Raw genomic sequence first — 25,188 nt, 5'->3', positions numbered from 1 at the left:
TGATTTTCATTCACGGAAAACGCAGTTTTTAAGGTGTATCCGGGGAGGCGGTGCCTGAACGGGCTGTTCCGCGGGAGCAAAGGCCCGCCCTTGCGTCAGCAGCTGTAACAGCGCGAAGAAGATAATGATAGCCGGCAGCGCGCCGTCGAAGAACAGAGGCTGGGCACAAAGAAGCGACTGGGCGCCCAGCTGGCAGGGCGATGGCCCGGACTGCTCGGTGCTGCTTTGGGTTGGGGCATCTGCACTCAGTGAAATCTGCGGATCCAGTCCCTGTAAAAAATGGTTGAGCATCACCGCACGCTGCACGAGGCAAATCGCCATCGCGAGACAGGTAATGATCAAAAGCCATTTTCCGAGGAGCTGACGGTTGCGCATAATATTCCAGAGTAACAAGACGCCCCGATCATAAACGATAGTGATGAATCTACAAGTGCCGGAAGTGTAAGGTTTTGTCTGTCGCCGCTATTCACCCGTCAGCGCGTCGTAGATATCCCGCAGCCGCGTGCGCAGAAACAGCACCGCCTTGTGCTTGCGGGATAGAAGCGCATGCTCGCTGGCCCCCGTCTCCTCTGCCAGCATTTTAATGCTGTAGCCGTGGAGTTCGGTCTTTTCAAACACCTCCCGCTGCGGCGGCGACAGTTCAGACAGCGCCTGCCCCAGCTCTTCCCACAGCAGCGTTTTGAGATACTCTTCCTCCGGCGTTTGCGGTACGCCGAACAGGGTTTCGGCCAGCTCGTCCTCGGGAAAACCCTCTTCGTCTTCGCCCGTAAAATAGCCGGAGAGCGGCACCTCGCGCTTTTTGCGCGCCCGGTCTGTCATCTCGTTACGCGCCGCGCGGAACAGCCAGGCCGCGACGTTTTCGACCGGCTGCTCCACTTTCATCAGCTGATACGTGACTTCCTGCAAAATGTCGTCGGCATCATCGCGAACGGACGTCCGTCCGCGAATGAAGGCTTTCAGCCGGGCGCGGCAGGCGTTGAGCGCCGACATCAGCATGGATCCGCCCGCCTCCCCGGCTTTCATTTCGCTCACTCTGCTTCCGGGGTTTTGGGCGCGGCGTCATCGCGCTTATCATCACGATGGCCGTGCCAGCCGCAGTGACCGCGACCGTGACGACCAAAGCCTTCGCGACGTTGCTGAATAAACGCCTCGCGCTGCTCGGGCGTCATGTTCATCCAGCGCTCGTGCATCCGCCGGTGCGCGCCAAACATCCCCGGGCGGAAACCTAATCCGCCAAACAGAATGCGGCTCAGCACCAGAATGCCCAGCGCCTGCCAGAATCCGATGGCCTTCACGCCCAGGATCGCCGGGAGCAAGGCGTTCCACAGGGACATCACCAACAGGCCGAGCACGATGAAAATGACCGCGCCGATGATTAAACCCTTGCCCATACGGTGGCGCCCGAATCCGCGCCCGTGACCTCTGCCGTGCATTTCAAAATCTCTCATGGTGTTTACCTTGTTTACCGTAACTGATTATGGCTTGTGATGAGGTAGACGGATGAGGGAGGGAAATATTGCTGGGAAAATGAAGAAAGTATTGAGAGCTACAATTCTGCTGCTTTTAACGGTGGTGCAGTGAAAACCGCAGTTATGAGCGAAGTTATGAATAAAAATAGATCTATGTAACAAATTTACATTCTACGTATCGCGAACAATACCGGCCATTACTTCCTCATCCATTTTGCTGCAAGTGTATACATGGTTTTGCATTTTAATCGGTATCGTATTTTTTTGTTAAAATAGTACTCGCAAGTATTCCATTAGAGAATAAATGCTTATAAAATACAAGGCTAAGCATACCTTTCGATGAATTAACATATAATAAGGACGCATAATGAGTAAATTCTTGACCGTTATAAGTCGCAAATCAGAAATCATAAGCGAAAATGATAGTATTGATGTTGACCAAAAAAACTTGATCATCACTGGTGGCAATGGTTGTGGAAAAACAACATTACTTAACGATATATATAGCAAATTATCGACACACCTACTACAGCGGAATCACCAACCTAAAAGTCAAATTGAAAACAACATAAACTATTTTTTTAATAGAAAAGAAAACGCAGTTAAAGGTTCTCATGAATATCATCAAGCAAACGAACAATTACGGCATTATCAGGCGGAACTTGCAAGGGTGTGGGGTGGCATTCAATTAGAATTTGAAGATGTTAACAAATTATCCCTATTACTCTCAGAAGGAAAAGGTATTATTGCTTTTTTTCGAGCTGATAGACAAGCATCAATTCAGGCTGCAACAGGAGCCAATAAAATAATAAGCACTGACGAATCCAATTACTTGTCAATCAGCAAAAAAGAACTAGGTAATACATTTGAACAACACCTTGCTAATTTAAAAACAAGACAATCATTTGCCAAGACTCATGACAATAATCTTGAACTATTCAATTCTATTGATAATTGGTTTTCAGAATTAGAAAAAAACATCGCATACCTAATGGAAGATACCACATTTGAACTTAAATTCAATCCCGATGAATTTAAATTCTTTTTAACACAAGAAGGTAAAAAACCCTACACATTCCAAACTCTGTCTTCAGGATATTCATCTATATTTAATATTATCTCTGATTTGATAATGAAAACCGAGGCTTTTAAAATCTCTCCGAGCGAACTGCAGGGGATCGTGATGATCGATGAAATAGATGCACATTTGCATGTATCGCTTCAAAGGAAAATTTTGCCGTTCCTGACTAAAACGTATCCATCGATACAGTTCATTGTAACAACACACTCTCCTTTTGTTATCGGTTCATTAGAAGACTCCATTATCTATGATTTGAGTTCTAAACAGCATTTCAAAGATCTCTCCAGTTATTCATATGAAACTATCATCGAAGGCTTACTTGGAGTGCCTGTAGTTTCAGTCTCTTTGGAAAAAGATATTAAACGCCTTTCATTACTCATCAATGAGGATAATCATGATATAGAAGCCATAGATGAGATTGTACAGAAACTTCTTCCTTATAGGGATAAACTTGATGATGAATCAGCTATCTTCTTGATAAAAGGAATGAATTTGCTTAAATGCAAAGCAAGAGGAGATAAATAATGTTTCCTGTTTCGAAAAATTCAGTTGCTCCTATATCGTTAGAAAGGAGAACATCGTACTCTGAAAAAGATGTCATAGAAACATTATCAAAGGACTTTCATAATAAATGCTATATATGTGAGGTCAAAGACCCTCTAGTTCTAAACGTTGAGCATTTCAAACCTCACGAAGGTGATGAAAATAAAAAATATGATTGGAATAATCTTTTCTTTGCTTGCGGGCGCTGTAACAATATTAAAAGAAATCATTTTGAAAATATTCTTGATTGTACTGACCCAAGTGTTGATGTATTAAGGTCTATCAAGCATGTTTTCCCCACGACAGCCTACGCTGAACATGTCGATATAGTGCCAATGAACGACGACCCAAAGACGATAGAAACTGCTACATTAATTTCAAAAGTTTTCAATGACGATCACACAGGCAATAAAGATCTCACGCGCATATATTTAAAAAAGCGGCTAATGAGACAGTATAGAAAATTTCTTGACCTAGTTTTTGATTACGACGATGATGATACCCTTCCAGAAGACAAAGAAATAATAGGTAGAAAAATCAAAAACATGCTTCGTGTAGAATATGAATTTTCAGCATTTCTAAGATGGACTATATTAGATGCTCCTCTGCTTCATCATTTTAAGAATGATGTTTTCTAAAAGTCATGCATGTAAGCAAAAATTTTCACGTCAGATCACACTTCAAGAGGCTCCTTGCGGAGCCTCCCTCATAAAATCAAGCCTGTACCGGCAACCTAAAACTCGAAATACTCCGCGAAAGCTGCTGCGCCTGCTCTTCCAGCGAGGCCGCTGCCGCCGCGGACTGCTGCACCAGCGCGGCGTTCTGCTGGGTCACGCCATCCATCTCGGTTACCGCCTGCCCGACCTGGCCGATCCCGCGGCTCTGCTCTTCGGAGGCGACGGAGATTTGCTCCATCAGCGTATTCACCTTATTCACCGACGAAATAATCGCGTCAATCACCTCGCCCGAGCGGCTCACCAGCTCCGCACCGTTTTTGACGCTGGAGACAGACTGCGCAATCAGGCTCTCGATGTCTTTAGCCGCCACCGCGCTTTTCTGCGCGAGAGTGCGCACTTCGCTGGCCACCACTGCAAAGCCGCGGCCCTGCGTTCCGGCGCGCGCCGCTTCAACCGCCGCGTTCAGCGCCAGGATGTTGGTCTGGAAGGCGATGCTGTTAATCACGCTGGTGATGTCTTCGATGCGCTTCGAGTTCGCCGCGATGGTGTTCATCGTGTCGATGACTTCGCGGGTCACCGCTTCCCCGGTGTGGGCATTGTTCACCGCGTCCTGCACCAGTTTTCCGGCCTGATAGACATTATCGGTATTGTTCGCCACCGTCGCGCTCAGCTCCTCCATGCTCGCCGCCGTCTGGGTCAACGCGGAAGCCTGCTGCTCGGTACGCGAAGCCAGATCGATATTCCCGGCGGCAATCTCCTGCGCCGCGTGCGTCACGGTATGGCTCGCATCGCGCACCTGGGCGATGGTCGCCAGCAGTGCCTGACGCATCTGCTCCATCGAACCCATCAGGTGGTCGATTTCGTTGCTTGAACTCCCCTTCACCGGCACCGGAACGTCCAGCTTGCCAGCTGCAATCTGGCTGCAGTGCTCGCGCGCCAGGTTGACCGGGGCAAAGACAAAGCGCTTCATGAAGATGCTGACTGCAACGATCACCACCACAAACAGGCAGGCAATAACGGCAATCATCACCAGGCCGGAGACGAAATTGCTGCTCGCATCCTCGTTCAGGCTTTTAGCGTATTTCTGGTGGACCGAAAGCACCTGGTCGAGCACGATTTCGTACTGACGATCGAGACGGGAAACTTCCGGGATCAGCGCGTCAAATTTGGCGACATCGTGCGCCGCAGCGGCATCGATCAGCGGCGCCAGCCCCTGGTTGCGGTAGTTTTGCCAGGCGTCCTGATAGGCACTCACCAGCGGCGCTTCATCCGTCAGACGCGGCGAAGCCATAAACGCCGCAAAGGCATTGTCCGCTTTGGTCAGCGCCTCTTTCACTGCGGCAAGCTTTGCAGACTCGTCCGCCGCGTTGCCCGCTTCCACCATCTTCACGTACTCCATCACCCGCACGCGCAGCGTACGGCTGTGGTTGATGGGGTCAATAATCGACAGCACCACCTGGATCTCTTTGTTTACGTTATCCAGCGAGTTATTACTTTTAATGATGAGGCCAACGCTCGTCACGGTGCTGACGATAAAGAACAAAAGCAGCGAGAACAGGACAATCAGGGACGACTTTTTCAACGACATAAACCAATACCTCAAGGAGAATTATTCCTTATGGTTATCGGCGCTTCCAAAACTTAAATTAATTAAAGTTATTGATATATCGCCTGGGGCTATACCGCTGACTTATAGCGCCGCTGCAGGGTGGCATCCAGCTTGCGCTGCAATGGCTGCGGCGTCTCCCCTTCGATCAATTTGCCAATCAGATCAAAGCAGTGCCACGCTAGCTGACGGTTATCCTGGCGAATGGTATCCACCGGGATCGTCAGTGAATCGTAGAGATAGTGATCGTCAAAGCTGGCTAATCTGATATCGCTTTGCAACAGGTTATGCTGGCCCATATAGCGCAGCACCCCTTCCAGCAGCCCGCAGGCGGCGGTGAAAAGCGCTTTTGGCGGACGCCCCAGGCGGGCGCAGAGTTCGGCAAACATCTCGTATCCGGAGCTCGGGTGATAGTTGCCATGAATGATCCACTCGGGGCGAAGCTCCACGCCGGCGTCTCGCAGACCTTGCTTAAAACCGTCAAGACGGTCGCGCGTCGGAGACAGGCGCGGCTGGCCGCCGAGGAAGTAGAATTCATTCGGATGCTGGCGCGCAATGTCCGCTACCAGCGCCGCTGTCGGGGAAATGGAGTCGGTGATCACCAGCGGCAACGCGCTGTCGTTCATGTGCCGGTCAAAAAGCACCACGGGCAGCTGCTCGCTGAGCTTCAGGTAGTCCGCATCGGTCAGCATGCTGGAGGCCACAATCAGCCCGTCCACCTGACGCGCCACCATATTGTTCACCACCACCGTCTCCTGCCCCGGATTTTCATCGCTGCAGGAGATAAGCAGCTGAACACCCGCCTCGCGGCACAGCGTCTCCAACTCGTGAGAAAAGACGGCGAAACCGTAGTTAGTGATCTCGGGAACGACAAGACCAATGGTGTGGCTGCGGTTATCGCGCAGCGAGCGGGCGTGAATGCTGGGCTGATAGTGGTGCTCTTTTGCAATCGCCAGCACGCGCTCGCGCGTCTCTTCCGCCACGCGAAGCTCTTTGCTGCGCCCGTTCAGGACCAGGCTGGCGGTGGCTTTTGACACACCCGCCAGCTCCGCGATGTCTTTTATGGTGACGCGTTTTGTTTTTCTCACAACGACTTAGATCCGGCTGCCAAAACCCTCATTCTATCATGCAGGCGCGCAGCGACCAGTAGCGTAATGTGATGGCGGACGCACCTTCGAATCGCACCCGGGCCGGATGGTCAGGAAAATAGCGGCTGCTCATCACCCCTTCACCGTGATTGATGAAAATTTCAATGCTGGAGCAGTCGCACAGAACGCGTAAATGACGAACCTCATCCTGCCAGTAGCGGGTCAATGTTTCACCGGTTTTCAGGCTCGCGCGTTCAAGGCGTAAACCCTGCTCATCGACCGTGAGGCGCAGCGCGCCTGCGAAATCGACATTCACCTGCGATGCGCCCAGTTCAAACTCAAGGCGCGTCGCGTCCAGTTCCGGCGCCTCGCTGGCGCGCCCCTGCCAGCGCTGCTCATCTTCACGCAGCGCCGCCATCTCGCGCGCCGGGGTCTGCCAGAGCCTGCCGTCACGATAGCGTAATTCACGCGGGCAGGTCATCTGGTGCATCCAGCCGTGCGCCCGGGTTGGCTGAAGCATCTCCTCCCCGTCCGGTACGCCCATCCAGCCGATCAGAATGCGGCGTCCGTCTTCTGCTAACGTGGTTTGCGGGGCGTAGAATTCAAAGCCCGCGTCCAGCTCGTGAAGCTCGCCGTGATCGAATGCGGCGCTGGCATAGTCAAACGCCCCGCTCATCCAGGTGGCCGGATAGGTATTGAGGTAGCGATGCGGCTCGCGCGCCAGCCCCTGCGGGCAGCAGATCAGGACGTGCGTTCCGTCAAGGGCGAACAGGTCCGGGCACTCCCACATATACCCCGCTTCCGTCAGGCCGTTGACGCCGTGACCAGCGATCTCCCCGCAGGACGTCCAGGCATGCAAATCGGCTGATTTAAACAGCAGCACTTTGCCGCGCTTTTGCACATCCTGCGCACCCAGCACCATGTACCACTCCCCGTCGTGCTGCCATACCTTCGGGTCACGCACGTGGCCGGTGTAGCCTTCCGGCAGCGCCAGCACCGGCCCCAGCTTCGTAAAGGTTCCGTCCGGCTGCTCCACGGCGAGGCACTGCCAGGCGGTGCGGCTGCCGTCATCAAACTTAACGTTGCCGGTGTAGCACAAGGTGAGGACACCGTGGTTGTCCACGGCGCTACCGGAGTAGCAGCCGTTACGGTCATACTCTTCGTCGGGCATCAGCGCCAGCGGCTCATGCCGCCAGTGCACCAGGTCCGCAGAGCTCCAGTGCCCCCAGCATTTGAAGCGATGCTCGCAGGCCAGCGGGTTCCACTGATAAAACAGATGGTAGCGTCCGGCAAACCAGATAAACCCGTTCGGGTCGTTCATCAGCCCCGTCACCGGCGCGGGGTGCCACTGCGGGTAATGGCTATCCGCCAGCGCCCGCGGCTGCCCTTTCAGAACGGCCTGCAGGATCGCAGGCCAGCGGGAAAGTTGCGTCATTATTCAGAGTCCGTTTTATATTTCAGCAGCAGCGAGACGGTAAACGCCACGCCGAAGGCAATCACCATGCCGATAATATAGTTAAGGAGCGAGCTCGCCTGAACGATAGCCATGCCCGGAATGGCGGTCAGCCCGACGGCGGTCATGTAGACATGCACTGACACCACCCAGGCCCCGCCCGCCGCGCCGCCGATCAGCGCCGCGATAAACGGCTTCACGAAGCGCAGGTTTATACCAAAAATGGCCGCTTCGGTAATGCCCAGCATCGCAGAAAACGCCGACGGTAAGGTTATGGCTTTGATTTTCGCGTCTTTGGTTTTGAACCACACCGCCAGACAGGCGCCGCCCTGCGCCACGTTCGCCATGGCCCAGATCGGCAGCAGGAAGTTCACGCCAATGGACGGGTTACCCAGTAGCCCGGCTTCAATCGCGTGGAAGCTGTGGTGAATACCGGTGATCACAATCACTGAATACAGCCCGCCGAACAGCAGCCCGGCCAGCCAGCCCGCGTGTTCAATCAGCGTGCTCAGAATAAAGGAGATGCCGTCGCCCAGCGCGCGTCCTGCCGGGCCGATAATCAGCAAGGCGATGAAGCCAGAGATAACGACGGTGAGGAACGGCGTCAAAATCAGATCCAGGGCATCCGGGATAGCGCGGCGCAGGTTTTTCTCGACGATGCTCATAAACCAGACGGCCAGCAGCACCGGGAATACCGTGCCCTGGTAGCCAATCATCGCGATCTCAAGGCCGAAGAAGTTCATGGTGTGGAAGCCGGAGGCCACGCCCCAGGCGTTGGTCAGCGCCGGGTGGGTCAGAATGCCGCCCAGCGTCGCGCCCAGATACGGGTTCCCGCCAAATTCCCGCGCCGCGGTAAAGCCGATCAGGATTGGCAGAATGATAAACGCCGCCGAACTGCACATGTCCAGCATGATGTAGAGGGCGTTATCCGCATTGACCCAGCCGTAGGTTTTCACCATGCCGAGCAGGCCCATCAGCAGGCCGGACGCCACAATGGCGGGAATGATCGGGACAAAGATATTCGAGAGCAGACGCGCAATGCGCTGGAACGGGTTCAGCTTGCGCGCGGCGATATCCGCCGCTTCAGACTTGCTGGACTCACTAATCCCCGCCGCCTGAATAAACGCGGCGTAGACCTTATTCACCACGCCCGTGCCGAAAATGACCTGCATCTGCCCGGCGTTATGAAAACAGCCCTTCACGCCCTCGACCTTGCCAATCGCCTGCCGATCGGCAAGCGCGTCGTCGACCAGCACCAGACGAAGACGCGTAGCGCAGTGCGCGGCGCTGGCGATATTTTCCTTGCCGCCCAGCAGCGGAATAAGCTCGCGGGCGATTTGATTAACATCCATAGATACCTCTGCCTGACTTCTTTTTATGATGTGCGAAACGCCCCCGCCAGGCGGGAGCGTGATGGGTTAAAACCAGGTTTCCATCTGGACCCCAAAGTTCCATTCCCCGCCGGCGTTGAAGCCGCTGCTGCCAAAGGCATCATCGCTGGCGTAATTATCCAGTTTGCTGCTCCAGTCCATCCAGGTGGCAAACAGGCGCAGCTCCGGGCGGCTGAAGAAATCGCCGATTTTGCTCGCTTTTAACGTTGGCGCAAAGGTCAGCTTGTAGAAACTGCCGTTAACGGCGTTCCGGTCCTTATAGCCTTCCGGATGTAAGTCCATGTACTGATAGCTTCCCTCAAACGCCAGCGCGAAGTTCTGGGTCACCTCTTTAATCAGGCGGGTGTTGAGCGTCACCCACTCATAGCTGTCGCCCTTGACGTAGCGATCTTTGCTGCTCTGCGCCAGCACGGCAGGCGCGATACTCCAGCCACCGCCAACAGGCGTGACACCGTAACTTGCGAAGCGCCAGGTATCGGCATCAGACAGCAGCGCCCCGTCGGAACCGATGCTCTTAACTTCTGCGCCCAGGCCGTGACCGTACAGCAGCGCCGTTTTGGCACTCCCTTCCCGCAGGCCATAGAAGCTCTCGTTGTGCAGCCCCACCAGGGCATGAACGCCGTTATTGGCCGCGTCGGTTTTGATGAGATCGCCGTTAGCGTCTTTACGGTCGTCGTTATCCTTCGCCCGCAGGCCGCTCACCATCACCTGCAGCGGCCCGGCGAAGTGGTTCATGCTGAGGATGTAGTTCTGAACGTTATTGTCGGTCTGCTCCACGCTGCCGAAGTTGCGGCCGTAGATCGAGAAGTTGCTGCGCAGCGAGTCGTTCCACTTCACGTCGTAGACGCCGCCGCCGGTACCGGCCAGGAATACCACGTCGGAATCCAGCCAGTGAATGTCAAAGTTGTCGCGGTCGAAGCGTTTACCCGCCCAAAAGGTGCTGCCCTTCAGCGCGCCGGTAAAATCAGGCAGGTTACCCAGCTCCGCAAAGGCCTGGCGAATATTGAGATCGCTGGTATCGGCTGACCAGTCGTTATAGGTTCGCTGACCGTCGGCCAGCATCGCCTTGAAGCGCGTGGTCGCCCCGTTATCCAGGGTTTGCTTGTGCTCCAGGTTCAGCTCGACGTAGGTGTCGGCTTCGTTACCCAGACGCCCTACCGCACCGCCGGTTTCCCCGGCTGGCGTCAGGTACGGGCCGCTTTTGCTGCTGGAGGCCGCGTCGTTCATCAGCAGGCCGGAGCGGGCGTAGCCGTGGAACTCAAATCCGCTGCTCTGATCCGCTTTTTTCTCCAGCGCGGCGGTACGCTGCGCCACCGCCTGGGTTGTGGTTTGCGTCTGCTGCTGGGCGGCGACCAGTTGCTGCGTTTTTTGTTCGGCTTCGCTGGCGCGTTTTTCGGCGACCTGCGCACGCGCTTCAGCAGCCTGAAGGCGCTGCTCCATCGCGGCAAGGCGCGCTTCGATACTTGTCATATCCGTCTGGGCAAAAACAGAGGTACTGCCGGCCAGCATGCCTATCATCACGGCAAGTCTGCGTTTTTTATACATTTTGTCGCATCCCTAAAAGTATTAATCGAACGAGCTAAATTGCTAAACCGGTTTAGGTTGCTGATACTAAACCCGGGAATTTTGGATCGGCAATCTTTTTTGCTAAACCGATTTAGTAAGTGTGATCGAGGCGACAATTCAGGCCGCCGGACGGCGGCCAGTGAAGGAAGGATTACAGGTCGTGCTGCCAGGGCAACGCGGTCATCGCCCCCTTTGCCGTGGTGGCTAACGCGCCACAGCGCTGGGCTAAGGCGATTGCCGGGACCAGCTCCTGACTGGCGGCCAGCCCGTAGAGCAGCCCGGCGACGAAGGCATCGCCCGCGCCAGTGGTATCGACACATTGCACAGGAGTAGCCGGATAGTGTTTCACCGCGCCCTGATACCAGGCGATAACGCCCTCTTTTCCCTGGGTGACCAGCACCATGCGCGCCGGGCAGCGCTGCATCAGCGTGTTCAGACCTTCTTGTACATCCGCATCGCCGGTTAAAAATGCCAGTTCCTCAACGGAGAGCTTGACCACGTCGGCGCTCTGCAGGGCCTGTTCCAGGCAGCGACGCAGCGCGTTCTCATCCGGCCAGAGATCCGGGCGAATATTGGGGTCGAAGCTCACGTAGCCTCCCGCTTCCCGAATGTCGGCCATCGCCTGAAAGGTCGCCGAGCGGCTCGGCTCTGCGCTTAGCGCGATGGAACAGACGTGGAGCCACTCGCCCGCGCTGAACGTCGGCAGGTCGGCGGGTTCAAGAAACAGATCGGCGCTCGGGCGCACCATGAAGGTAAACGAGCGTTCGCCGTGGTCGTCCAGATCCACCACCACCGTAGAGGTGCGGTGCGCCGGGTCAAGGCGCATATGCTTCACGTCGACCCGCTCGTCAGCGAGCGTTTTCGCCATAAAGCGCCCGAAAGGATCGTCGCCAACCCTGCCGATAAACGCGCTTTTGCCCCCCAGCCGGGCAATGCCCACCGCGACGTTTGCCGGTGCGCCACCGGGGCACTGCAGTAATTTCCCTTCGCCATCGGGCAATAAATCCACCACCGCATCGCCAAGTACCCAGATTTTTTCCATGTGATCCTCTCAGCTAAACTATGTTAAACCGTTTTAGCTATTTAAGCACAGGCAGGGAAAAGGGGAAATAACGCGGGAGGAAAATTGCCTAACGCTTCAGATGCGGCCAGCGAATATCGCCAACGCCGTTAAGCTGCGGACGGGCAAACAGGAAGCCCTGGAAGCGGCGGATCCCGGCAGATTTTAGCCAGCACCACTCCTCGATTTTCTCGATCCCTTCGGCCACCAGGGTAATTTCAAGATCGGAGCAGCAACTGATGATGGATCGCACAATCGCCTGCTTCGGGCCGCTGAGGTGGATATCGCTGATGATTTCGCGGTCGATTTTGATTTTATCCGGCTGGAAGCGGGTCAACAGCGAAAGCCCGGCATAGCCCGAGCCAAAATCATCGATCGCCAGGCCTACCCCTTCACCGCGAAGCCGCTTGATGGCGCTGTTAAACTGGTTGAACCCGGAGATCATCTCGTTTTCAGTAACTTCAATGACCACCTGCTCCGGCTGAAGGCCATGCTTTTTAATCTCATCGACCAGAAATTCCACCGCGCCAGGGACATTCACCAGCGACATGGGCAGCAGGTTTACCGCGATTTTATGGCTCCCAATGCCCAGCTTTTCCGCCAGCGCGAAGGCATACGCTTTCGTCTGGAGATCGACTTCATAGATTTTCGCCGGATCCAGGGAGCTGAAGAAATGTTCCGGGCTGCCGCCGTCATTGCTACGGATAAGCGCCTCAAGGGAGCTGATTTTCCCTTCCGAGGGCTCGACAATTGGCTGCAGCGCAAACTGACAGGTTTGCCCGGCAATCAGGCCCAGATGTTCGCCAAAGGGTAGCGCTTCGGTCGAGAGCGTCCATTTGTCCGAGGTGTAACGCGTCCCCGACGGGGCCGGACGTTTACCGGTTATAAAGGTCTGAATAAATTTGAACACCCGGTCATCAGATGTCAGATAGCTGTCCAGCTTGCTGTAGCGCAGCACCGACTGCAGCACCTCTTTCGGCGACTGCGTTTGCAGGTCGAACAGCAGCATACCGACGTTTTCGAAGCGTCTGCGCGGACCGTAATCCCGCAGCAGTTCAACCACCCCGCTGTGACGCTTGTCCTCACGGATGGTGTGGAACAGTTTGACCACACTCTCTTCCGAACCTTCGAGGATCTGCAGAACGTCATTCCCTTTTGCCAGGAGGACGCCGGTAATATCCAGTTTTGTGTTGCGGCCCCTGGCGCGCTCCACCAGCTCCCGCAGTTCGGTGGACGGGCGGGATAAATTCAACTGGCTTTGGTAGATCAGCGTCGTCAGCACAAAAAGGGGTTCCAATGATAAAGAGAGGTGCCTTGAAGCTACTATGTAACATACTTAATCAATGCGACCTAACATATTCACGCCACAAGGGAACGTTACTTTTCCCCATCGCCAATCCTGCTGTCGATCCTCTCCTGCATATAGTCGTAAAACGGGTTCGAGGTGACACGCATCAGCGCCTCTTTACCGACGCTCAATACGGACGTTTCTCCCCACAGCGCAATCGTCCCCAGGCTTATCCCGTAGCGGTTTTTCACCCCAGGCTCACGGCCATAGAGATCGTCATCCGGCGGGAACGGCACGGCGATATGCGACAAGGAATAGACATCCTGCGGCCAGGTCTGCACAAGCGGCACAACCGTCTCCCGCGTGCTGCCTGCTGGCGTTGTTTTCGCCACCGTCGAGAAGCTGTGTGCGTCCGCATTGGTAATAATCGTGACACCGTAACTTCTCTGCGCAACCGGCAGCAGCGCCGAGGTTGCCGTCCACGAGGACGGTTTGAACAGCGGACGGAAGCTGGCCGCCTGATTGATATCAAACACCACCAGCTCGCTGCCGTTTTCCGGAAGCTGGTCAAACAGGCCGGTCACCACCGCGCGGGTGCTGACCGTAGAATCCATCACCGACTGGAACGCCAGGATCGGCGGCAAATTCGCCAGCCTGTTCTCCCGCGCCTCGCGGCCAATCTGCTCCTGCAGGGCCTTCGTCAGCAGCCACGACTGGCGGGCGGCGTTCACCGGGAACGAGTTGTATTTATACGGATTATATTCCGGAGAGATATTCAGCCACGCCGCTTTGGCAAACGGCGGCAGCAGCGCCGGTAGCCCCGCAAAACCGGCAAAGCGCGCAAAGGCCGTCACGCCGATCATTGGTGAGAGCAGGATTACCTGCTGCGGTCGACGAAGCGCAGAGGAATCCAGCGCATCGAGAGCATATTTCATCGCCAGCGCCCCGCCGTTGGAGTACCCCACCAGATGCAGCGGCACGTTATCCCCCGTCAGGCGCGTGGCTTCCCGCACGGCAAGACGCGTCGCCGCGAGCCACATCTCCCAGTCAACGTCGGTCAGCGCGCCGGGCGCGGTGCCGTGTCCGGGCAGGCGCGGAACCACGGCCACGAAGCCATGCTGTTGATAATTTTCGGCAAGGTGCCTGACGCTATAAGGCGAGTCCGTCAGTCCGTGCAGCAATACCACCGCGCCACGGGGTTTTCCTGCTGGCATCAGCACAAACGAACGGTTGGCATCGGGCGTGAACTGTCCCGGCCAAACCAGGCTCTGGCGATAATAGCGGTTTAGCGGCGTTTGTTCCTCGCCCGCTGTTTTCGCCGTCACCGCCCTATCAAGCTCGGCGAAAATGGCGTTTTCCCGGGCAACATACCCGGCAAAGTTGGTGTTATCGAGTTCACGCACGGACATCTCGTCCGCCCGCCAGGTGTGCCAGAGGTGCAGGTCCGGCCCCTGCTGCGAGAGATAGACCCGCACCGCCAACAGGACGACCAGGACGATCCCCACGACCATCCCTGTTTTCTTTGCCAGCGCCGCCAGGCGCACGCTGATTCGCCAGGGCAAATTCGCCATGCCGGGATCCCTTTTATGTTCACTGTCCTTTTATCTTATCAAAAATGTGAACGGACTGACGTATTCATCAAATTCATACCTGCCGCGTCAGCCGCTGCACCAAAAGTGAACTACGCTGCACAAATGTTGATCATTGGTTAACTAAATATTGCGTGAAATTAACAGCACGGCGGGTTTTTACCTCACCGTGAACATGGCACGCGTCGTGCATTGTTAACCCGGTAACACAAATCCAGCTTTTGACAGCCAGTTAACAGCGAGGCGGTATGACGACGAAACCCGAGATGTTGAGCCGTATCGAAGCGACGTTCAGCCAGCTCACTCCCAGCGAAAAGCGGGTCGGGAGCTGGCTGCTGGCGCACGCCGCGCAAATCCCGTTTGAGACCGCGGAAAGCGTCGGTCTGGCGAGCGGGACCAGCGGGATCACCGTCGGACGCTTCCTGCGCAAGCTGGGGTATCGCAACCTGGAAGATGTCAAAAAGAGCCTGCGCGATCCGTATCAGCCCTGGGGCATGAACGAGCGGCTGGACTCCTGGCAGCAGCAGCGTCCCCTCCCCAACCGCCTTCAGCATGCCCTCTCGCTGGAGGTGGACGCCATTACGCAGGTGTATCAGCTGGCGCAAACGGACGCCTTCCGTCAGGTGGTGCACAACCTGGCCCACGCCGACGCGGTGTTTGTGCTGGGGATCCAGTCCACGCGCGGGATCGCCAACGCCTTCTTCAGCCACCTCGAGTACCTTCGCCCGCGCGTGAGCTATTCCGAAGGCGCGTCCGGCAGCTGGGTGGAATCACTCAACTCCGGGTTTTCGCACCCTTACGTTGTGCTGACCGATACGCGCACCTACTCCACGATGGCCCGCCAGTACTGCCGCGTGGCGAGCGAAAAAGGGATCCCGCTGGCCTTAATCACCGACATCTGGTGCCCGTGGGCACGAGATTACCCGATGGATTTACTGCAGGTGAAAACCGATACCGGTCATTTCTGGGATTCGCTTGCCCCCGTGAGCTGTCTGTTCAACCTGCTGCTGTCGGGCGTGGTGGAAGTGCTGGGTGATACGCTCCCGGCGCGTCTGGCGGTAAACCGACAATTACAACAAGAGTTTGGTCAATTCGAACGCTAAAGGAGCGGAGCTATGCCCGATGAGAGTGAACTGATTAACGTGGCGAAGACGTTTCCCTCGCTGCATATCGATCTGAAGTACGCCACCGCCGACAACATCACCGGCAGGCCGATCTATCAGGAGGCGCTGTGCCTGCTGCATACCGACGCCGCCACCGCGCTGGCAAAAGCCATCAGCATTGCCGCCCTGGCCGGGCTGAAGCTGGTGGTGTATGACGCCTACCGGCCGCAGCAGGCGCAGGCCCAGCTGTGGGACGCCTGCCCGAACCCGGAGTATGTGGTCGACGTGGCAATTGGCTCCAATCACAGCCGCGGTACGGCCATCGACGTCACGCTGATGGACGAGCATAACAGCGTGCTGGATATGGGCGCCGGTTTTGACGAAATGCATGACCGTTCGCATCCCTATCACCCTTCCGTACCCCCGCACGCCCAGCGTAACCGTCTGCTGCTGAACGCCATCATGTTCGGCGGCGGTTTCGTGGGGATTAGCAGCGAATGGTGGCACTTCGAACTGCCGAACGCCGCCAGCTACCCGCTGCTTGATGACCGTTTTGCCTGTTTTCCCCTGACGCACACCTCTCTTTAACCTGGAGCACTGCCATGAAAACATCGCTTCTCACGACTCTGATTGCCGCCACGCTGGCGTTGAGCGCCCCGCTGGCGCTGGCCGCCGTCCCGAAAGACATGCTGGCGATCGGTAAAGCCGCCGACCCGCAAACGCTCGACCCTGCCATCACCATCGATAACAACGACTGGACCGTCACCTATCCGTCCTACCAGCGTCTGGTCAAGTACAAGCCCGGCTCAACCGAGGTGGAGGGCGATCTGTCGACGGGCTGGAAGGCGTCCGACGACCAGAAAGAGTGGACCTTTACCCTGGCGGATAACGCCAAATTCTCCGACGGCACGCCGGTCACCGCCGAAGCGGTCAAACTCTCCTTTGAGCGCCTGCTGAAGCTCGGCCAGGGGCCGTCTGAAGCCTTTCCGAAAGATCTGAAAATTGATGCCGTCGATGACCACACGGTGAAATTCACCCTCAGCCAGCCGTTCGCGCCTTTCCTCTACACGCTGGCAAACGACGGGGCGTCCATCATTAACCCGGCGGTGCTGAAGGCCAATGCCGCGGACGACGCGCGCGGTTTTCTGGCGCAAAACACCGCCGGTTCCGGGCCGTTTATGCTGAAGAGCTGGCAGAAAGGCCAGCAGCTGATCCTGGTGCCGAACCCTCACTGGCCGGGCGACAAGCCGCACTTTAAGCGCGTCTCGGTGAAAATTATCGGCGAGAGCGCTTCGCGCCGACTGCAGCTTTCCCGCGGCGATCTGGACATTGCCGACTCCCTGCCGGTCGATCAGCTTGCGGCCCTGAAGCAGGAAGGCAAAGTCGCCGTCGCGGAATACCCCTCCCTGCGCGTGACCTATCTCTATCTCAACAACAGCAAAGCGCCGCTCAATCAGGTGGATTTACGCCGGGCCATCTCCTGGGCGACGGACTATCAGGGAATGGTAAAAGGCATCCTGAGCGGCAACGGCAAGCAGATGCGCGGCCCGATCCCGGAAGGCATGTGGGGCTTTGACGCCGCGGCAATGCAGTACAGCTTCGACGAGGCCAAAGCCAAAGCGGCGCTGGAGAAGGTCAAAGACAAACCCGCCAGCCTGACCTTCCTTTACTCGGACAACGATCCGAACTGGGAGCCTATCGCCCTCTCCACTCAGGCGAGCCTTGGCAAGATCGGCATTAACGTCAAGCTGGAAAAACTGGCCAATGCCACCATGCGCGACCGCGTCGGCAAAGGCGATTACGACATTGCCATCGGCAACTGGAGCCCGGACTTTGCCGACCCGTACATGTTCATGAACTACTGGTTCGAATCGGACAAAAAAGGGCTGCCGGGCAACCGCTCGTTCTATGAGAACAAAGAGGTGGATTCGCTGCTGCAGGCCGCGCTGAAAACCACCGACCAGGCGGAACGCACCAAAGATTACCAGCAGGCGCAAAAGGTGGTGATTGACGAAGCGGCCTACGTCTATCTGTTCCAGAAGAACTACCAGCTGGCGATGAACAAAGAGGTCAAAGGCTTCACCTTTAATCCGATGCTCGAGCAGGTGTTCAACATCGCCACCATGAGTAAATAACGGTTCTCGCCGGGGGAAAGCGTATGACGTTCTGGAGCATCGTGCGCCAGCGCTGCTGGGGGTTACTCCTGGTGGTGGCCGGTGTCTGTATTATTACCTTTATTATTTCACACATGATCCCCGGCGACCCGGCGCGTTTGCTGGCGGGCGATCGCGCCAGCGACGAAATCGTGCAGAACATTCGCCAGCAGCTGGGGCTGGATCGGCCGCTGTATGTGCAGTTTGGCCGCTACGTGGACGCCCTGGCCCACGGTGATTTAGGCACATCCATCCGTACCGGACGCCCGGTTGCGGAAGACCTGAAGGCCTTTTTCCCCGCCACGCTGGAGCTGGCCTTTTGTTCTTTGCTGCTGGCGCTGGTTATCGGCGTGCCGCTGGGGATTTTGTCGGCGGTGTACCGCAACCGCTGGCTGGATCACCTGGTGCGTTTAATGGCGATGACCGGGATTTCCACGCCTGCATTCTGGCTTGGGCTGGGCGTGATTGTCCTGTTCTACGGGCATCTGCAGATTCTGCCGGGCGGCGGCAGGCTGGACGACTGGCTCGATCCGCCGACGCACGTCACCGGGTTTTATCTGCTGGACGCCCTGCTGGAAGGCAACGGTGAAGTCTTTTTCAACGCGCTGCAGCACCTGATTTTACCCTCGCTGACGCTGGCGTTTGTTCACCTGGGCATCGTGGCGCGCCAGGTGCGCTCGGCGATGCTGGAGCAGCTTAGCGAGGACTACATCCGCACCGCACGCGCCAGCGGGCTGCCCGGCTGGTACATCGTCCTGCGCTACGCCCTGCCGAATGCGATGATCCCGTCCATTACCGTGCTCGGACTGGCGCTGGGCGACCTGCTTTACGGCGCCGTCCTGACCGAAACCGTCTTTGCCTGGCCGGGTATGGGCGCCTGGGTGGTGACGTCCATTCAGGCTCTGGACTTCCCGGCGGTGATGGGCTTTGCCGTCGTCGTTTCGCTGGCCTACGTGCTGGTTAATCTGGTGGTCGATCTGCTTTACCTGTGGATTGACCCGCGAATCGGGCGCGGAGGTGCCGAATGATGTTAACGCAGGAAACACCCGTCCCGGTGAAAACCGCCAGACAACGCATCAACTGGGCAAAGCTGTTCTGGATGCTGCGCCAAAGCCCGCTCACGATTGTCGGCGGCGTCATTATGATCGCGATGCTTTTGCTGATGGTGACCTCGCCGTGGATAGTGCCGCATGACCCGAACGCGCTGGATCTCACCGCCCGCCTGCAGGCCCCTTCTGCGCAACACTGGTTTGGCACCGATGAGGTGGGACGCGACCTGTTCAGCCGCGTGCTGACGGGCAGCCAGCAGTCGATTACCGCCGGGCTGGCGGTGGTGGTGATTGCGGGCGGCATTGGCTCGCTCCTGGGCTGTTTGTCCGGCGTCCTGGGCGGGCGCGGCGACGCCGTCATCATGCGGGTGATGGACATTATGCTCTCCATTCCTTCTCTGGTGCTGACCATGGCGCTGGCCGCCGCGCTCGGTCCGAGCCTGTTTAACGCCATGCTGGCGATTGCGATTGTCCGCATACCGTTCTACGTGCGGCTGGCGCGCGGGCAAACCCTGGTGGTGCGTCAGTTCACCTACGTGCAGGCCGCCCGCACCTTTGGCGCCTCCCGCTGGCATTTGATCCGCTGGCATATCCTGCGCAACGCCCTGCCGCCACTGATCGTGCAGGCATCGCTGGATATCGGCAGCGCCATTCTGATGGCCGCCACGCTGGGGTTTATTGGCCTGGGCGCGCAGCAGCCCACCGCCGAATGGGGCGCGATGGTGGCCGTGGGCCGTAACTACGTCCTGGACCAGTGGTGGTACTGCGCCTTTCCCGGTGCGGCAATTTTGATTACCGCCGTGGGCTTTAATCTGTTTGGCGACGGTATCCGCGATCTGCTGGATCCGAAGTCAGGAGGCAAACAGTAATGACCGAACCGGTACTCAATATTGAAGACCTGCACCTGAGCTTCCCGGTTTTTCGCGGGGAGGTTCATGCGCTGAACCACGTTTCGCTGGAGATCGGCAGGGGCGAAATTGTCGGCGTGGTGGGCGAATCAGGGTCGGGCAAATCCGTTACCGCCATGCTCGCCATGCGCCTGCTGCCAGAGGGCAGCTACCGTATTCATCACGGTCAGGTGAGATTACTCGGTGAAAACGTCCTGACGGCGTCCGAGAAACAGCTTCGCCAGTGGCGCGGCGCTAGAGTGGCGATGATTTTTCAGGAGCCCATGACCGCCCTCAACCCGACGCGGCGGATTGGCAAACAGATGGTGGAGGTGATCCGCCAGCATCAGCCGCTTTCCCGGCGCGAGGCGCAGCAGAAGGCGATCGCCCTGCTGGAAGAGATGCAAATACCGGACGCGAAGGAGGTCATGGCGCGTTATCCGTTTGAACTCTCCGGCGGCATGCGCCAGCGGGTGATGATCGCCCTTGCCTTCTCCTGCGAGCCGGAGCTGATCATCGCCGACGAACCGACCACCGCGCTGGACGTGACCGTTCAGCTCCAGGTGCTGCGGTTGCTGAAGCATAAGGCGAAGGCCAGCGGCACCTCGGTGCTGTTTATCAGCCATGATATGGCCGTAGTGTCCCAGCTCTGTGACAGAATGTACGTAATGTATGCGGGCAGCGTGATAGAGAGCGGTGCCACGCAAACGCTGATCCACCGCCCTGTGCATCCCTATTCTATCGGCCTGCTGCGGTGCGCGCCGGAAAACGGCCAGCCGCGCGATCTGCTTCCCGCCATCCCCGGCACTGTGCCCAACCTCAGCCATCTTCCGCAGGGGTGCGCGTTCCGCGAGCGCTGCTTTGCCGCGGGGGCGAAATGCAGCGAAACGCCGCGCCTGCAGCCCCAAGGCGCAGAGGGCCAACAGGCTGCCTGCTGGTATCCACAACGGGAGAAACACCATGTCTGATGTACTGCTGGAACTGGATAGCGTGCACGTGAACTTTGCGGCGCGCAAAAACTGGCTGGGCCGCGTGACGGAACGGGTCCATGCGCTCAACGGGCTGGATCTCCAGATCCGTCGGGGCGAAACGCTGGGCGTTGTCGGGGAATCCGGCTGTGGGAAAAGCACGCTGGCGCAGCTGCTGATGGGGATGCTTAAACCCAGCACCGGCGCATGCCAGCGTGCGCACCACGCGGGCGGCATGCAGATGGTGTTTCAGGATCCGCTCTCCTCGCTCGACCCGCGATTGCCGGTCTGGCGCATCATTACCGAGCCGGTGTGGGTGCAAAAACGCAGCAGCGAGCGCGAACGCCGCCAGCTGGCGGCTGATCTGGCGCTGCAGGTGGGCATTCGCCCGGAATATCTCGACCGCCTTCCACACGCCTTCTCCGGCGGGCAGCGCCAGCGCATTGCCATCGCCCGGGCACTTTCGTCCGACCCGGATATCATCGTGCTCGATGAACCCACCAGCGCGCTGGATATCTCCGTGCAGGCGCAAATCCTCAACCTGCTGGTGACGCTACAGCAGCAGCGTAATCTGACCTACGTACTGATCTCGCATAACGTCTCGGTGGTCAGACACATGAGCGACCGCGTGGCGGTGATGTATCTCGGACAGATTGTGGAGCTGGGCAGCGCCGCGCAGGTACTTGGCGAGCCGCGCCACCCCTATACCCGCCTGCTGCTCGATTCGGTTCCCCGCACCGGAGAGCCGCTGGATGAAACGCTGGCGTTACGCAAAACGGAGCTTCCCGGCAACCGTCATCTGCCCGAAGGCTGTTTTTTCCGCGACCGCTGCCCGATGGCCGCGCAGGGGTGCGAACGTCCTCAGCCGCTACAGCCCTCTCGCGAGGGCCGTCACGTTCGCTGCTGGCGCAGCCTGGGCTAAATTTGCGCCATCCCGCCGTCCACAAACAGCTCGGTGGCGTTGATAAAGCTGGCCGCGTCGGAGGCCAGAAACGCCACCGCTTTACCCACCTCGCCCGGCGCACCTAAACGTCCGAGCGGCACCTGCGCGGCCAGCGCGTCGTACAGCCCCTGGCGGTGTTCTTCCGGCACCAGATCCCCTAAACCAGGCGTTTTGATCGGGCCCGGGCTTACGACATTGACGCGGATCCCACGGCCCTGCAAATCCAGCGCCCAGGAGCGGGCAAAGTTACGCACCGCGGCCTTACTGGCGCTGTAGACGCTGAAGTTGGCCGTCCCCTTAATCGACACCGTCGAGCCGGTCAGAATGATCGACGAGCCGGTTGATAACAGCGGCAGCGCCTTCTGCACCGTGAACAGCACCCCGCGAACGTTGGTGCCAAAAATCCGGTCAAACTGTTCTTCGGTGATCGCGCCCAGCGGCAGCATATCGCCGCCACCCGCATTGGCGAACAGAATATCGAGACGGCCTTCTTCTTTTGCTATCCGGGCATAAACCGCATCCAGATCGGCAAGCTTAGAGACGTCCGCGCGAATGCCCACTGCGTCAGAAGCAATCTCTGCTACCGCGGCGTCAAGTTCGGCCTGACGACGCCCGGTGATGTACACCTTCGCGCCCTGTGCCGCCAGCTCCTGCGCCGTGGCAAGACCAATACCGGTGCTGCCGCCGGTGACCAGTGCAATTTTTCCTGAGAGAGTCGTGTTCATGTCATTTACCTTTTTGTGTTTGCGTTGGACAGACTTTATCCCTTGCGACATTTATGAAAAATGGGCAAAAATGAAAATGACTATTCACCTATGGAAATAATCAGAGGTCATCATGGATCAGCTAATGGCGATGCGCGCCTTCACGCGGGTGGTGGAATCCGGCAGTTTTACCCGCGCGGCGGACTCGCTGAATATGCCGATCGCCACGCTGAGCAAACTGGTTAAATCCCTTGAGGCGCACCTGGCGATACGTCTCCTTCACCGGACGACTCGTCGGGTGGTCACGACGCCTGAAGGGCTGGAATACTATGAAAAAGCGCGCCGGGTGCTGATTGATATCGAAGATATCGACACCTCGTTTCGCGTTTCCGGCGCGACGCCCAAGGGACATTTGCGGGTTGACGTGGGCGGTTCCACCGCACGGGACGTGCTCATCCCCCTGCTGCCGGATTTTATGCAGCGCTACCCGGATATCCGTATCGATCTTGGCGTGGCCGATCGTCCGGTCGATCTTATCAGCGGTAACGTAGACTGCGTGATCCGCGGCGGCCCGCTGAACGATTCAACGCTTATCGCTCGTCATCTCGGTGACGCTCAAATGGTCACCTGCGCGACGCCGGGTTACCTTAAAAACCACGGCGTTCCGGCCTATCCGCAGGAGCTGCGCAACGGCCACAAGCTTGTTAGTTATCTCTCTCCCGTCACCGGGCGGCCGTTTCCGTTTCGCTTCCGACAGAACGGCGAGGCGCTGGAAATCACTCTTCCGCATTATCTCGGCGTCAATGAAAGTAACGCTCATCTGGCGGCTGCCGCGGCGGGTCTGGGGATCGTTCAAACCTTTGAGTATTCAGCAAAGACCTATTTGCAGGCGGGAGCGCTGGTGGCGATTCTGGGTGACTGGCAGCCTGCCGCGTACCCGTTTCACGTGGTCTACCCGCAGAACCGGCATTTAACGCACAGACTGAAGGTGTTTATCGCCTGGCTGGCGGAGGTGTTCCCCGCCGCGCTGAAGGGATAGCCGGGCGCAAACCCGGCTGTGATTTAGTTAAGCTTATAGTCCAGGGTAATTTCGGCCTTGAGCAACTGCGACACCGGACAGCCCGCTTTGGCTTTCTGAATAATGCCGTCAAACTGCTGTGGCGCAATGCCCGGTACGGTGACCTTACTTTGCAGCGCAACCTTAGTGATGGCAAAGCCGCCGTCGGTTTTATCCAGAGAGACGTCCGCGGTCGTATCAATCGAATCAGCGGTATAGCCCGCTTCACCCAGCATCAGCGACAGCGCCATGGAAAAACAAGCCGCATGTGCCGCGCCGATCAGTTCTTCCGGGTTGGTCCCCTTTTCACCCTCAAAGCGGGTGTTAAAGCCGTAAGGCTGTTGGTTGAGAACGCCGCTCTCGGTGGAAACCGTTCCTTTCCCGCGCTTAATGTCGCCAGACCAGTGTGCCGAACCGTGCTTATGAATCGTCATTCTTGCTCTCCTTTTGGCTTACAAAGGGTTAAGTATAGACTACGCATCTGACACGCCCTGGAACACAGACGATTCCGTGTCTTTCACCTGCTGTACCGACAACAAGGATAATGATATGACGCTAAAAATCAGGATGGCCGTCGCGGTAGCCACGCTGGCTCTCTCTCTTTCTTCACTGGCCAAAACGCCGGAAAACTATATCTATACCAGCTCAGGCGATCTCGACGCGGCGTTCCCGCTGGTTGCGCGTGGCGACATCGGCGGCGTGCAGATCGTGTACAACTGGCGCCAGCTTGAACCCGAGAAGGACAGCTATGACTTCTCGCGGATTGAGCAGGATCTGGCGCGTCTTAAGGCCGCCCGGAAAAAACTCTTTATTCAGATCCAGGATCGTTTCTTTGAGCCGGACGCCCGCTACGTTCCGGACTATCTGATGCACGATAAGCAATACAGCGGCGGGATTGCGCCGCAGTTTGATAACCCCGGCGAGGGCAAGCCTGTCGGCGCAGGATGGGTAGCGCGTCAGTGGGACCCCACGGTGCGCCAGCGCTACCAGGCACTGCTGGCAGCGCTCGCAAAACGCTTTGATGGCGAGGTATATGGCGTAAACCTGCCTGAAACCGCGATTGATATTGACGAGAAAAATCCGCCAGCGGGCTTCACCTGCGACAGCTATTTCGCGGGTGAGATGGAAAATCTGGCCTTTGCGCGCAAGGTTTTTCAGAAATCACATGTGGTGCAGTACGTGAACTTCTGGCCGTGCGAGTGGGATAACGACCACAACTATATGGGGCGTCTTTTTGCGTATGCCAGCGCCAACAATATCGGCCTGGGCGGGCCGGACATTGTGCCCAACCGCAAGGCGCACATGAAGAATGCCTATCCCTTCTTCCATAAAAATAAACAGGCGCTGCCGCTCATCGCCATGGCGGTTCAGGAGCCGACTCTGACCTATAAGGATCCTCAGACCGGAAAACCGTTCACCAAAGCCGAGTTTGTCCGCTTCGGCGAAAATTATCTCGGGGCCGATATTATTTTCTGGAGCACGGCCTCTCCCTGGCTAAAGGCAAAATAATCGC

General features: G+C 57.3%; 24 protein-coding genes. 11 read left to right on the top strand and 13 right to left on the bottom strand.

Translation table 11 applies throughout. The features are described from left to right. Positions 1-6: 6 nt before the first annotated feature. The 3 genes from ACTJI7_RS00495 to ACTJI7_RS00485 form a co-directional block, all read right to left on the bottom strand. The gene (locus tag ACTJI7_RS00495) at positions 7-375 is read right to left on the bottom strand and encodes a hypothetical protein (RefSeq protein WP_028013210.1); all 369 of its coding nucleotides are present in this window, start codon (positions 373-375) and stop codon (positions 7-9) included. Positions 376-462: 87 nt separating this feature from the next. Continuing rightward, the gene (locus tag ACTJI7_RS00490) at positions 463-1,023 is read right to left on the bottom strand and encodes an RNA polymerase sigma factor (RefSeq protein WP_063154475.1); all 561 of its coding nucleotides are present in this window, start codon (positions 1,021-1,023) and stop codon (positions 463-465) included. Positions 1,024-1,028: 5 nt separating this feature from the next. After that, positions 1,029-1,448 (bottom strand): hypothetical protein, encoded by a 420-nt coding sequence (locus tag ACTJI7_RS00485; RefSeq protein ID WP_047365118.1) that lies wholly within the window; start codon positions 1,446-1,448, stop codon positions 1,029-1,031. 388 nt (positions 1,449-1,836) lie between these two features. Here ACTJI7_RS00485 and ACTJI7_RS00480 point away from each other — a divergent pair, with 388 nt between their 5' ends. Together ACTJI7_RS00480 and ACTJI7_RS00475 are read left to right on the top strand one after the other, a co-directional pair. Next, positions 1,837-3,075, top strand: coding sequence for an AAA family ATPase (locus tag ACTJI7_RS00480; protein ID WP_063154135.1), 1,239 nt, complete (start codon positions 1,837-1,839; stop codon positions 3,073-3,075). Continuing rightward, a complete protein-coding gene (locus ACTJI7_RS00475) occupies positions 3,075-3,731 on the top strand; it encodes an HNH endonuclease (RefSeq protein ID WP_063154137.1) in 657 nt (218 codons plus the stop codon). Before ACTJI7_RS00480 ends, ACTJI7_RS00475 begins: the two co-directional genes overlap by 1 nt. A 76-nt stretch (positions 3,732-3,807) precedes the next feature. Here ACTJI7_RS00475 and ACTJI7_RS00470 read toward each other — a convergent pair whose 3' ends face one another. The 8 genes from ACTJI7_RS00470 to ACTJI7_RS00435 all read right to left on the bottom strand — a co-directional run bounded on the left by ACTJI7_RS00470 (position 3,808) and on the right by ACTJI7_RS00435 (position 14,793). After that, positions 3,808-5,358, bottom strand: a complete 1,551-nt coding sequence (locus ACTJI7_RS00470) for a methyl-accepting chemotaxis protein (RefSeq protein WP_063154138.1) — start codon at positions 5,356-5,358, stop codon at positions 3,808-3,810. A gap of 89 nt (positions 5,359-5,447) precedes the next feature. Next, the gene (locus ACTJI7_RS00465; protein ID WP_063154139.1) at positions 5,448-6,464 is read right to left on the bottom strand and encodes a LacI family DNA-binding transcriptional regulator; all 1,017 of its coding nucleotides are present in this window, start codon (positions 6,462-6,464) and stop codon (positions 5,448-5,450) included. 28 nt (positions 6,465-6,492) lie between these two features. Beyond that, entirely contained in the window at positions 6,493-7,899 is a 1,407-nt protein-coding gene (locus ACTJI7_RS00460; RefSeq protein WP_440669474.1) for a sucrose-6-phosphate hydrolase, read from the bottom strand. Continuing rightward, complete coding sequence (locus ACTJI7_RS00455; RefSeq protein WP_028013216.1) at positions 7,899-9,269, bottom strand: sucrose-specific PTS transporter subunit IIBC; 1,371 nt, start codon at positions 9,267-9,269, stop codon at positions 7,899-7,901. The genes ACTJI7_RS00460 and ACTJI7_RS00455 overlap by 1 nt, the downstream gene beginning before the upstream one ends. A 66-nt stretch (positions 9,270-9,335) precedes the next feature. Then, positions 9,336-10,853: a carbohydrate porin gene (locus ACTJI7_RS00450; protein ID WP_063437974.1), complete on the bottom strand. Its 1,518-nt coding sequence runs from the start codon at positions 10,851-10,853 to the stop codon at positions 9,336-9,338. A 172-nt stretch (positions 10,854-11,025) separates the two neighbouring features. After that, on the bottom strand, positions 11,026-11,916 hold the full coding sequence (locus ACTJI7_RS00445) for an aminoimidazole riboside kinase (protein ID WP_214573932.1): 891 nt from the start codon (positions 11,914-11,916) through the stop codon (positions 11,026-11,028). 88 nt (positions 11,917-12,004) lie between these two features. Then, positions 12,005-13,216: a diguanylate phosphodiesterase gene (locus ACTJI7_RS00440; protein WP_440669471.1), complete on the bottom strand. Its 1,212-nt coding sequence runs from the start codon at positions 13,214-13,216 to the stop codon at positions 12,005-12,007. A gap of 95 nt (positions 13,217-13,311) precedes the next feature. Next, entirely contained in the window at positions 13,312-14,793 is a 1,482-nt protein-coding gene (locus ACTJI7_RS00435; RefSeq protein WP_126345514.1) for an alpha/beta hydrolase, read from the bottom strand. A 266-nt stretch (positions 14,794-15,059) separates the two neighbouring features. On the opposite strand from ACTJI7_RS00435, the gene ACTJI7_RS00430 reads away from it, so the two are divergent. Genes ACTJI7_RS00430 through ACTJI7_RS00400 form a run of 7 tightly spaced genes read left to right on the top strand, consistent with a single transcriptional unit; the run spans position 15,060 to position 21,893 of the window. Next, a complete protein-coding gene (locus ACTJI7_RS00430; protein ID WP_126345513.1) occupies positions 15,060-15,914 on the top strand; it encodes a MurR/RpiR family transcriptional regulator in 855 nt (284 codons plus the stop codon). A gap of 12 nt (positions 15,915-15,926) precedes the next feature. Further along, positions 15,927-16,502, top strand: a complete 576-nt coding sequence (ddpX, locus tag ACTJI7_RS00425; RefSeq protein ID WP_126345512.1) for a D-alanyl-D-alanine dipeptidase — start codon at positions 15,927-15,929, stop codon at positions 16,500-16,502. A 14-nt stretch (positions 16,503-16,516) separates the two neighbouring features. Continuing rightward, entirely contained in the window at positions 16,517-18,049 is a 1,533-nt protein-coding gene (locus tag ACTJI7_RS00420; protein ID WP_041909887.1) for an ABC transporter substrate-binding protein, read from the top strand. A gap of 23 nt (positions 18,050-18,072) precedes the next feature. Beyond that, positions 18,073-19,095 (top strand): ABC transporter permease, encoded by a 1,023-nt coding sequence (locus tag ACTJI7_RS00415; RefSeq protein WP_041909885.1) that lies wholly within the window; start codon positions 18,073-18,075, stop codon positions 19,093-19,095. Next, on the top strand, positions 19,092-19,985 hold the full coding sequence (ddpC, locus tag ACTJI7_RS00410) for a D,D-dipeptide ABC transporter permease (protein ID WP_041909883.1): 894 nt from the start codon (positions 19,092-19,094) through the stop codon (positions 19,983-19,985). The genes ACTJI7_RS00415 and ddpC overlap by 4 nt, the downstream gene beginning before the upstream one ends. Beyond that, a complete protein-coding gene (locus ACTJI7_RS00405) occupies positions 19,985-20,971 on the top strand; it encodes an ABC transporter ATP-binding protein (protein WP_440669467.1) in 987 nt (328 codons plus the stop codon). The genes ddpC and ACTJI7_RS00405 overlap by 1 nt, the downstream gene beginning before the upstream one ends. Beyond that, positions 20,964-21,893: an oligopeptide/dipeptide ABC transporter ATP-binding protein gene (locus ACTJI7_RS00400; protein WP_047368600.1), complete on the top strand. Its 930-nt coding sequence runs from the start codon at positions 20,964-20,966 to the stop codon at positions 21,891-21,893. The genes ACTJI7_RS00405 and ACTJI7_RS00400 overlap by 8 nt, the downstream gene beginning before the upstream one ends. On the opposite strand, the gene ACTJI7_RS00395 is transcribed toward ACTJI7_RS00400, so the two are convergent. Beyond that, positions 21,890-22,639, bottom strand: a complete 750-nt coding sequence (locus ACTJI7_RS00395; RefSeq protein ID WP_047368601.1) for an SDR family NAD(P)-dependent oxidoreductase — start codon at positions 22,637-22,639, stop codon at positions 21,890-21,892. The genes ACTJI7_RS00400 and ACTJI7_RS00395 overlap by 4 nt on opposite strands. A gap of 112 nt (positions 22,640-22,751) precedes the next feature. On the opposite strand from ACTJI7_RS00395, the gene ACTJI7_RS00390 reads away from it, so the two are divergent. After that, entirely contained in the window at positions 22,752-23,657 is a 906-nt protein-coding gene (locus ACTJI7_RS00390) for a LysR substrate-binding domain-containing protein (RefSeq protein ID WP_440669464.1), read from the top strand. Positions 23,658-23,680: 23 nt separating this feature from the next. Here ACTJI7_RS00390 and ACTJI7_RS00385 read toward each other — a convergent pair whose 3' ends face one another. After that, on the bottom strand, positions 23,681-24,109 hold the full coding sequence (locus tag ACTJI7_RS00385; protein WP_028013230.1) for an OsmC family protein: 429 nt from the start codon (positions 24,107-24,109) through the stop codon (positions 23,681-23,683). A 115-nt stretch (positions 24,110-24,224) separates the two neighbouring features. On the opposite strand from ACTJI7_RS00385, the gene ACTJI7_RS00380 reads away from it, so the two are divergent. Next, complete coding sequence (locus ACTJI7_RS00380) at positions 24,225-25,184, top strand: hypothetical protein (RefSeq protein WP_193030707.1); 960 nt, start codon at positions 24,225-24,227, stop codon at positions 25,182-25,184. The last annotated feature ends 4 nt before the right edge of the window (positions 25,185-25,188 follow it).

The organism is Enterobacter sp. 22499 (assembly GCF_052044815.1).
Taxonomy (GTDB): domain Bacteria; phylum Pseudomonadota; class Gammaproteobacteria; order Enterobacterales; family Enterobacteriaceae; genus Enterobacter; species Enterobacter bugandensis.
The sequence above is the reverse complement of the archived record's forward strand: the minus strand, read 5'-3'. Positions and strand labels throughout refer to the sequence as shown.